This is a genomic window from Chryseobacterium sp. GW823-FHT05E08 (assembly GCF_058795655.1).
In genome coordinates this window covers 189,028-196,421 of record NZ_JBXAHY010000001.1, presented here as the reverse complement: position 1 = coordinate 196,421, position 7,394 = coordinate 189,028, and the positions used below count along the sequence as shown (strand labels likewise).

General features: G+C 33.4%; 9 protein-coding genes. All 9 read right to left on the bottom strand.

The annotated features are described in order from the left end of the window. Nucleotides 1–226 precede the first annotated feature (226 nt). A complete protein-coding gene (locus tag AC1Q7L_RS00935) occupies nucleotides 227–499 on the bottom strand; it encodes a hypothetical protein (RefSeq protein ID WP_410690971.1) in 273 nt (90 codons plus the stop codon). 88 nt (nucleotides 500–587) lie between these two features. Next, the gene (locus tag AC1Q7L_RS00930) at nucleotides 588–935 is read right to left on the bottom strand and encodes a hypothetical protein (protein ID WP_410690972.1); all 348 of its coding nucleotides are present in this window, start codon (nucleotides 933–935) and stop codon (nucleotides 588–590) included. Between the two features lie 13 nt (nucleotides 936–948). Further along, nucleotides 949–1,503, bottom strand: a complete 555-nt coding sequence (locus tag AC1Q7L_RS00925; RefSeq protein ID WP_228394307.1) for an RNA polymerase sigma factor — start codon at nucleotides 1,501–1,503, stop codon at nucleotides 949–951. Between the two features lie 297 nt (nucleotides 1,504–1,800). Beyond that, nucleotides 1,801–3,804 (bottom strand): alpha/beta hydrolase family protein, encoded by a 2,004-nt coding sequence (locus tag AC1Q7L_RS00920; RefSeq protein ID WP_492305796.1) that lies wholly within the window; start codon nucleotides 3,802–3,804, stop codon nucleotides 1,801–1,803. A 176-nt stretch (nucleotides 3,805–3,980) separates the two neighbouring features. Beyond that, the gene (locus tag AC1Q7L_RS00915; protein ID WP_492305797.1) at nucleotides 3,981–4,439 is read right to left on the bottom strand and encodes a DoxX family protein; all 459 of its coding nucleotides are present in this window, start codon (nucleotides 4,437–4,439) and stop codon (nucleotides 3,981–3,983) included. Nucleotides 4,440–4,563: 124 nt separating this feature from the next. Further along, complete coding sequence (locus AC1Q7L_RS00910) at nucleotides 4,564–5,013, bottom strand: SRPBCC family protein (RefSeq protein ID WP_492305798.1); 450 nt, start codon at nucleotides 5,011–5,013, stop codon at nucleotides 4,564–4,566. 131 nt (nucleotides 5,014–5,144) lie between these two features. Then, nucleotides 5,145–5,573 (bottom strand): SRPBCC family protein, encoded by a 429-nt coding sequence (locus AC1Q7L_RS00905; protein WP_492305799.1) that lies wholly within the window; start codon nucleotides 5,571–5,573, stop codon nucleotides 5,145–5,147. A gap of 65 nt (nucleotides 5,574–5,638) precedes the next feature. Further along, nucleotides 5,639–6,472, bottom strand: a complete 834-nt coding sequence (locus AC1Q7L_RS00900; protein ID WP_492305800.1) for an SDR family oxidoreductase — start codon at nucleotides 6,470–6,472, stop codon at nucleotides 5,639–5,641. A gap of 48 nt (nucleotides 6,473–6,520) precedes the next feature. Next, nucleotides 6,521–7,375 carry a VOC family protein gene (locus AC1Q7L_RS00895; RefSeq protein WP_492305801.1) on the bottom strand — a complete coding sequence of 285 codons (855 nt, stop codon included), beginning with the start codon at nucleotides 7,373–7,375 and terminating at the stop codon, nucleotides 6,521–6,523. Nucleotides 7,376–7,394: the final 19 nt, after the last annotated feature.

Sequence of the window (7,394 nt, the reverse complement as noted above, 5' to 3'; positions counted from 1 at the left end):
AACCCCCCCCCCGAAACCCAGAAAATAGCGAGTACGGAGAGCGGGAAATAGCTTCTAAAAAAGAGGGAAGTAGGAAGAGAGAGGCTGGAAGTTTTAAATAATTGAGAATATTTTTTGAGATTGCCACGTCGCTTCGCTTCATGTGATTATATGAAAATATTTCGGCGCGGGAAGCTCTGCTTCCCGCGCCGAAATTAAACAATTTCAATTTAGTTACTTTCTATTATTATGCTTCCGCAATGTCTTCTTTTCTTTCAAATCTTCTGTGGTGGCATCTTGAAGCGAATTCTTTTTTGAATTTCCCTTTCAGTTCCTGATATTGTTCTTCGTCCATTTCTCTGATCTTGTCTGCAAGACCAAATGGAGATCTTTCCTTGATTCCGTATTCGTTAAAAATACCTTTTACAAATCTTTTTCTGTCTGCCATTTTTTTAGCGATTAACGCTACACCAACAACGGCTAATGCTCCTAGAGCTCCTTTTAATACTGAATTTTTCATTTTTTCAAAATTTTAAATTTTACTACTTCTTGTTTTTTATATAGACGAATAAGTTTCAATTTTACTTTACTACTTCTAAAATTTTTTATTATTCGTTTGTTCTGTTATTTCGGTTAAAGAATCCGCCTGAGCATCTGTCTTTCCAAACTTCTTTGAATTTTTCTCTTTCTTCAGGAGATAAACTCATCATTCTGTCTCGCATCATTTTTTTCTCTTTAAAATCTCTCATTCCTTTTCCAAAATGGAAACCGCCAAAAAGTATTTTACTTAAGATCAAAATTCCCATTGCCTGCCAATAAGTAATCGATTTCACTCCTAAAATATCAGGAAGCAGACAATTCCAAAGAGACATGACGATCCATGTAACTCCCAGTAAGATTAATGGCGGACATAAGAATAAAAAAATCCAGCCTTTTTTGTGTTTATTATGATTCATAACTTTCTTTTTACTAACTATTTAAATCTTCGTATAATTTTCTCAATCTGTTTCTCAGATGCTTCACAGCATAGTTTTTTCGACTGATAATTGTTTTAATGTTTTCGCCTTGTTCATCGGCTATTTCCTGGAGGGTTTTGTCGTTTAGCTCGTTTTCAACATAAACCAATCTTTGTTTTTCGGGAAGTTCATCCAATGCTTCAAAAAGCTTTTTCCAAATTTCATCCTGAAACATTTTCACTTCCGGTCCCGCACTTTCATCCAGCAAAAGAATATCTTTTATTGAAAAACTTCCGTCTTCATCTTCATATACAAAATCTTCAAGATTCTCGGTCTTCTTTTTACGGTATTTGTCCGTGATCTTATTCGCCGTCACTCTATAAAGCCATCCACCAACATTTACAATCTCGGAAAGATTCGTAATGCTACTGAACTGATACCAAACCTCTTGCAAAATATCTTCCGCATCTTCCGTATTTTTCACTTTGGGACGAATGTAAGACATCAGCTTTCCTCCGTACTTTGAAACGGTTTGTGAGATGATACTTTCTTTCTCTTTTTGCGGCATTGTTATTTTTTCGACAATCTCCATATTGCTATGACGATCGATCTTTTTGTTTTACTTTAATAAATTTAAAATATTTTTTCTGAAATTCTGGTTTTCTTTTGTTGATCGGGGTTTTAATTATTTTTATTTTGTAATCATTACGTTTTAGATAAACACGAATAACACAAATTTTCACACTAAAAACACAAATAATTCATCGTGTCATTTGTGAAAATCATTAGTGATATTCGTGTTTAAAACAAAAAAACGGAAGACAAAAATGCCCTCCGTTCAATTAATTATAAAAATTTGAATATTTTATTTATTAAAGTTTTCAGCAAAGAAACCTAACATCGATTGATATAATTCAATCCTGTTTTTTTCTTTTCCGAATCCGTGACCTTCATCGTATTTTACCATGTAGGGAACTTCAAAACCTTTGTTTCTTAATGCTTTTACAATTTGATCTGATTCATTGATGTTCACTCTTGGATCATTCGCTCCCTGAACGACAAATAAAGGTTTCTTGATTTTATCAATCTGAAAAACAGGCGAAACTTCTTTAGCTATTTTCGCTTCTTCAGGATTATCCAAATCATACCAGATTTGTTTTACCATTTCTTTGTACGGCTTCCAGTATTCCGGGAAAGAATCGAAGAATGTGAAAATATTTGAAACGCCGACATAATCAACTCCACAAGAATATAAGTCCGGAGTTTTAATTAATCCCATCAAAGTAGCATAACCTCCGTGGCTTCCACCGTAAATTGCCACTTTATCTTTATCAACCCAACCTTGTTCTATCGCGTATTTCACTCCATCTTCTACGTCATCCATTGCTTTTCTACCGATTTGCTTGTATCCGGAATTTTGAAATTCTTTTCCATAACCTCCTGAAATTCTAAAATTAACCTGCAAAGTCGCATATCCTCGACTTGCAAACAATTGCGTCTCAGGATTGAACCCCCAACTATCTCTGATTCCTTGCGGACCTCCGTGAGGATTTACAATCAAAGGAACTTTTTTGCCATCCACAGCAGCTTTTGGTAATGTGATATACCCATGAATTGTCAATCCATCTCTGCTTTTGAATTCTATTGGTCTCATTTCGGCCATATCCTCTTCTTTTAATTGAGGCATCAGGTCAAGAAGAAGTTTTATATTCTTTGTCTTAGTATCGTATTCGTAATATTTCCCGTATAATTTATCGCTGTCAACAACGACTAAAAGCTTAGAATCGTTATCATCAGAAGAAACTACATAAAATTGCTTGTCTCCAAATTCTGATTTTAATTTAGCATCAACTTCTTTGTAAAAATTACTTACAGGAATCGTTTCATTTTTAATTCCGTTATAACTGATATAATCAAGCTCGTAATTTCTGTTTTTTCCTGCAACACTAACTGAACTTACATCAAATGTAGGATTAGAATAAACTTCTTTAATTACTGTATTTTTCTTTAAATCATACAGAACAATTCTCGATTTATCACTATCCAAATTCGTTACAACATACGCCTCGTCTTTGTTCTTTGAATTGTCATTAAACCTCATAACATTGAATGTATCTTTCCAATCCGTTGATTTAAGAAGATTAAATTTCCCAGTCTGCAGGTCTTTATAATAGGTTTTTGTTGTCAAACCGTTTTCAAGAACAGTATACCCTCTTAAATTTCCTTCTTTATCAAAAAGATAATCGTCAATCGGGTTTTTAGGATCTTTATTCTCAAATAATTGAGTCATTTCCCCTGTAACAAAATTGATTTTAAATGGTTCAAAGATCTGCTTATTGTTTTTATTCATCGTAACAACAGCAAAATCAGTGTCCTTTATAATGTTTGCAGAACCAATTTTCACCCCATCAAAAGGCGTAAGATCTTTAAGGTTTTTACCGTCTACATCGGCAGCGTACAAATGAAGATTTTCATTTCCGCCCTTATCCTGAGTGTAAAACAGTCGTTTTTTGTTTAGCCAGCCATAACTTTTAATCAAGTCATCTTTTTCTTCGAGAGCTTTGGTAACTTTTCCTGTTTTTAAATCTTTTACATAGACATGATTTTTCATGTCTTTATCTTTTTCCTTATAAGAAAGGTATTGTCCGTCCGGCGAAAGTTTAAATTGAGAAGCTTTTGGCCTCGCAAAATAATCTTCAACTTTATATTTAAAATTCCCTTTATCATAAGAGATAAGTTTGTCTAAAGTAGCCTTGGAAGAGACTAATGTAGGATCGCCCGGCAGCTTTGCCGATGTACTTTGTGCATTGATCATAATCGCAGATATTACAATGTGAGCGGTAGTTAAAATTTTAGAATTCAGATTCATAACTCATATTTTGATTTGGTTTTGGAATTTTAATTCACTTCAATTAAAAAATTGATGCTTCTTTATAAGACAATTAAATAAGGTAAAACGTTACAAACAATTCGCTATTTTGTGAAAATAAATAAAAAAAACGGAAAGCAAACTGCAATCCGTCCATTTATACTGATTTTTAAATTTTAATGTAAATAAATCCCAAAATACCAAGTCCAGGCGATTAAAATAATCTGCATCGGAAGTCTTTCTTTATAAAGATAACTCATTCCGGGACCTGAATAATCCCCTTTGAAAAGGTTTACATTTTTCTGTGATGAATTAATATTCGCTAAGAAAACTAAAACCAAGAAAATTATTAATAAGATTGCCGTTATTTCTCGAATCGACGGAATCATTAATCCAATTCCGTCCGCAATTTCAATAATTCCGGTAAAATAAACCAAAAACATTTTTGCAGGAACAAAATCTGGGATCATCATCGCCATTCCTTTTTGGAATTTAAAATGAGCAAATCCCGTGAAAATAATGAAAACCGCCATTCCCAGATTTCCTGAAAATAAGAAATTCCAATCTCCTTGATAGAGTTTTGTTCCTATCAAAGCTAAAATGAACGTCGCGAAAAGGATTGTTAATAGTTTCATGTTTTTTTATTTTGATTCCCACAGATTGCACAAATGGTTGCGCATATTTTTTTATTGTATAAATGTAACGCAAACATCTGTGCAAATCTGTGTAATCTGTGGGAGAAAACTATTTAATTCATAATTAATTGTCTTCAGCAAGATTTTTCACAATTTCCAAACCTTTTATAAAACCGTTGTTGATGTGATCCTGCCACTCTTTTTCAATTTGAACTTCTGCATGAAGTTTTGTTTTACCATCAAAATCAATGAGAATATATTTTTCAAAACATCCGCTCCATTGCTTGACTTCCATGCTTTCGGTATCTTCTACCCCGTTTTTGTCAACCATTCCTAAATGTTTAAAAACAATTTGATTTGGTTCTTCTAAACTGTCGATTGTAGAAACCATTCCTTCATTATTCATGTCCAGAAAATAGGTTTTCCCTCCTACTTTCCAATCAGATTTCATTTGAGACTGAGAATTAGGATTGAAGAATTGTGTCCACTGACCATAAGTTTCCGGGTTCCAAAGAACGTCCCAAACTTTTTGTTTCGGGGCATTGATTACTGTTTCGTATGATAATGTTTCCATATTTTTAATTTTTGTGATTTGATTTTGACTAAATACTAATAACACAAATTTTTAAGCACGAATAACACAAATTATAGCACTCAATTATTTGTGCTAATTGTGAAAATCATTAATGAAATTTGTGTTTAAAACTAAAGTTGATTCTCCGAAAGATTTTTCACAATTCCCAAAGCTTTTGGAAATTTATCTTCAAAAAATCCTTTAAACTCTGCAGGTGTCTGAATTTCACTTTTCAATTTTGTGCCATCTTCATTTTCTTCTAAAATATAAGCTTCTGTTGCTTCTCCCCAATCTTTTGGGACTTCAATTCCATCATAAATTTCTCCAAGATGTAAGAATTTCATTTCTTTATGAGGAATATTTTTTTCAACCTGACTGTACATTCCGTTGTTATTCGGGTCAAAAAATTTCACAATACTTCCCTCTTCTAAAGTTCCCTGATAAAAAGAGCCTTCGGTAAAAGCAGTCGTCCATTGTCTGTATGTTATTTCGCCCCAAAGTACGTCCCATACTTTTTCGGGCGATGCATTTATTTCAATTTCAAATGATAATTTTTCCATTATTTTAAGCTATTTCATTTATTTTTTTAATTATACAAAATACCGTCTTACTTTCTGAATTAATTTTATCCTCCCACAAAATCTCCACCATTAATATGAATAATTTCTCCAGTAATAAAACTTGAATCTTCTGAGGCCAGAAAAACATAAGCCGGAGCCACTTCTGAGGGCTGACCTGCTCTTTTCAATGGATTATCTTTTCCAAAAGTTGATAAATCATCGAAAGTTTCTTTTACCAAAGGCGTCCAAATCGGGCCTGGAGCAACTCCATTAACCAGAATTTTTTTCTCCGCAAGATTGGTTGCCAATGATCGTATGAAAGTAGCAATTGCGCCTTTCGTAGCCGAATAATCAATCAAATGATCACTTCCCCGATATGCTGTAACAGAGGTTGTACAGATGATTCTTCCCCCGCTTTTCATTAATGATAAAAAATCTCTGGTTAAGGCAATCATCGAAATAATATTCACATTAAAAGTTTCCTGAATCTGTTCGTCAGAAATCTTTTCAATACTATTTTCGGGAAACTGAATTCCGGCATTATTAACCAGAATATCGAGAGTTTTCCAATCTTTTTTAATCTTCTCTAAACATTTGGTCTTGAATGCTTTTTTAGCAATATCACCTTTAAGTAAGATACACTTTCGTCCTTCTTTTTCTACCAGTTTTTGAGTTTCCTTGGCATCTTTATCGCTTTCTTTATAAATAATCGCAACATCTGCTCCTTCTCTTGCAAAATGAACTGCAACTGCCTGCCCGATTCCACTATCACCTCCAGAAATTATCGCCTTTTTGTTGAGGAGTTTTTTACTTCCTAAATAATTTTCACGAATAATTTCAGGAAATAACCCATCTTTAGGCACTTTTGATTTAGATCTTGACTTGTTCTGTGTCTTCATAAGCAAATCTTTTCTCTAAACAATATCAAACAACAAGCCGAAAAAAGTTTAAGAATTATAAGCTTCTTCTATATCTTTTAGAATAATTTTCTTCATCTTCATCATCGCCTGCATGGCTTTCTGAGCTTTTTCTTTATCTGGATCGTTGATTAGTTGAATCAGTCTTTTTGGAGTAATCTGCCAACTGAAACCGTATTTATCCTTTAACCATCCGCATACGCTTTCTTCACCTCCATCTGCTGTAAGATGATTCCAAAAATAATCTGTTTCTTCCTGATCATCGGTCATCACAACCAAAGAATATCCTTCGTTGAAATCAAATTTGTGGTCATAAGAAGAATCCATACAGGCTAAAGTATAGCCATTAATGACAAAATGAGCGTGCTGAACATTTTCAGGATTTTCATTCGCTGAACCTCCATCTTTATACTTTAAAATACCTTCAATCTTGGAGTTTGGGAAAACTTTGGCGTAAAATTCCATAGCCTCCATTGCTTTTCCATTGTTTTTATTTACGAACATCAACGTTGGAATTATTTTTTGCTCAACAGCTTTTTCACGTAACATGATTTGCCAGGAAACTCCATATTGGTCACTAATCCAGCCATATTTTTCGCTCCATGGATAAGAGTTTAAAGCCATCAAAACCGTTCCACCATCCAATAACTGATTCCAGTACTTCTGAACCTCATCTTCAGATTCACAATTAACCAGAAAAGAAACTGATGCGTTTTTTTCAACTTTAGGACCATTTAGAAGCATTAATTTTTGTCCGAAAATATCAAGATCAACGACAAATTCTGTTTCCACAACAATTTTTGCATCAAATACTTTACAATAAAAATCGGCTGCTTTTTTTGCGTCTTTCTCGTAGAGAAAACATGGAAAAATATTATTATTCATGATTTTAAATTTTAGGTTT